2 protein-coding genes and 1 pseudogene are annotated in these 1,452 nt (G+C 46.3%); all 3 read right to left on the bottom strand.

Annotated features, from left to right (window positions below; all coding sequences use genetic code 11):
- The coding region (locus tag OSC10802_RS0137025) for a putative Ig domain-containing protein (RefSeq protein ID WP_198525383.1) at positions 1 to 510 on the bottom strand (510 nt) is incomplete at its 3' end.
- Positions 429 to 863 (bottom strand): hypothetical protein, encoded by a 435-nt coding sequence (locus OSC10802_RS0137020; protein WP_017721809.1) that lies wholly within the window; start codon positions 861 to 863, stop codon positions 429 to 431. The genes OSC10802_RS0137025 and OSC10802_RS0137020, both read right to left, overlap by 82 nt.
- Before the next feature lie 352 nt (positions 864 to 1,215).
- Positions 1,216 to 1,452, bottom strand: a pseudogene (locus OSC10802_RS47180) (IS4 family transposase); the annotation flags it as partial.

The raw sequence follows: 1,452 nt of genomic DNA, 5'->3' as shown, positions 1-1,452 counted from the left end.
GCTGTCTTCTGTGGCGGTTTGATTGCCAATCGCACCGGCACTATCCGTCGCCGCGTTATTGAGATTAGCAACTGTCACGGGAAAGGTGGAATCCACAGACTCACCGGCACTATCCGTCGCCATTCCCTTAATACTGATATTGCCGGCATCCCTATTGGCGGGAGTGCCAGAAAAGGTGCCGGTTATCGGGTTGAATGTCAACCATGCCGGTAAGGTGGATTTGTTTAAGAGGGTGATATTAGACGTGAAACTATCCCCTGCGTCAATATCGGCGAAAGTGCCGGTGGGGATAACAAAGTTGAAAGCGCTGTCTTCTGTGGCGGTTTGATTGCCAATCGCACCGGCACTATCCGTCGCCGCGTTATTGAGATTAGCAACTGTCAGGGGAAAGGTGGAATCCACAGACTCACCGGCACTATCCGTCGCCATCACCTTAATACTGATATTGCCGGCATCCCTATTGGCGGGAGTGCCAGAAAAGGTGCCGCTGTTGCGGAAAAGTCTTGCCAAGTGCTGCCACTGTCTGTGCTGTACTGCCACTTGCCATTTGTGTTGTCCACAGATATGACAGCAATGCCCTCTACCGCACCGGCATCTACGTCATATATTAGGTTGGTTATGGCGGCGATGTTGACTGCATCCCCGTTGTTGGTGGTTGGATCTTCGTTAATGCCGGTGAAGGTGACTGGGGTGGCGTTTAGGGTTGGCACGTTTTGATCCGCAATTGTTAAAGTCGCACCGGGTTGATTCAGCAAAACGGAAACATTTCCGCTGCCTCGGTTCGCCGCCGCCACGTTAAAGGGGTGCCACACAGTGCCGGTGCCAGTTTGAGCTGGCAATAAACTTTCCATAACACTTTTCATAACACCCCTCTGACGATTTTTTCAAATTTAACTTGGCCTTTTTCTTCAGCGCCCCCATTACTTATGGCCACCATAGCTCCCCTGTTTGTCCCCCGAAGTTCTTTTTTTTCTTATTTTCTAAGTATACCCTAGGAAGAATGCGATGGCTATAAAAACATATTTTTTTTATATTTTATCGATCGTCCGGCAGTAGCTCAAAGAATTGTAACAGACTGCCTGGGAAAAATGCCGGCGTTTTACGCCCGGTTTAATTAGAAGTAACTTCTGAAACCCTCTCTCTGTCACAAGTGTTGAATTCTGTCACAAAACTTTACATTTTAGCTTACATTTATCCTGCCCTGAGTAAAAATGCTTAGCCAGAGAGAAGTCGTTCTATCCAGTGGACATAGCTGATTTCTTGACACATACAACATTGAAGATAGCGGAGTTTATCTAGTAGCGTAGTCCCCCATTCTTTAGGAATATCTACTATCTTTAATATCAGGTAAGCTATCAGCGAAACATAAATTTGTATAGCTATACCATTTACATTTTAGTAATCAGCTTATCCAACTTAAGGTGCATTTAAGAAACTTCCATAGCAACTCTA

Origin of the sequence: Kamptonema formosum PCC 10802, from assembly GCF_000332335.1 — a bacterium.
GTDB lineage: Bacteria > Cyanobacteriota > Cyanobacteriia > Cyanobacteriales > Oscillatoriaceae > Oscillatoria.
This window is presented reverse-complemented; position numbering and strand designations above follow the sequence as displayed.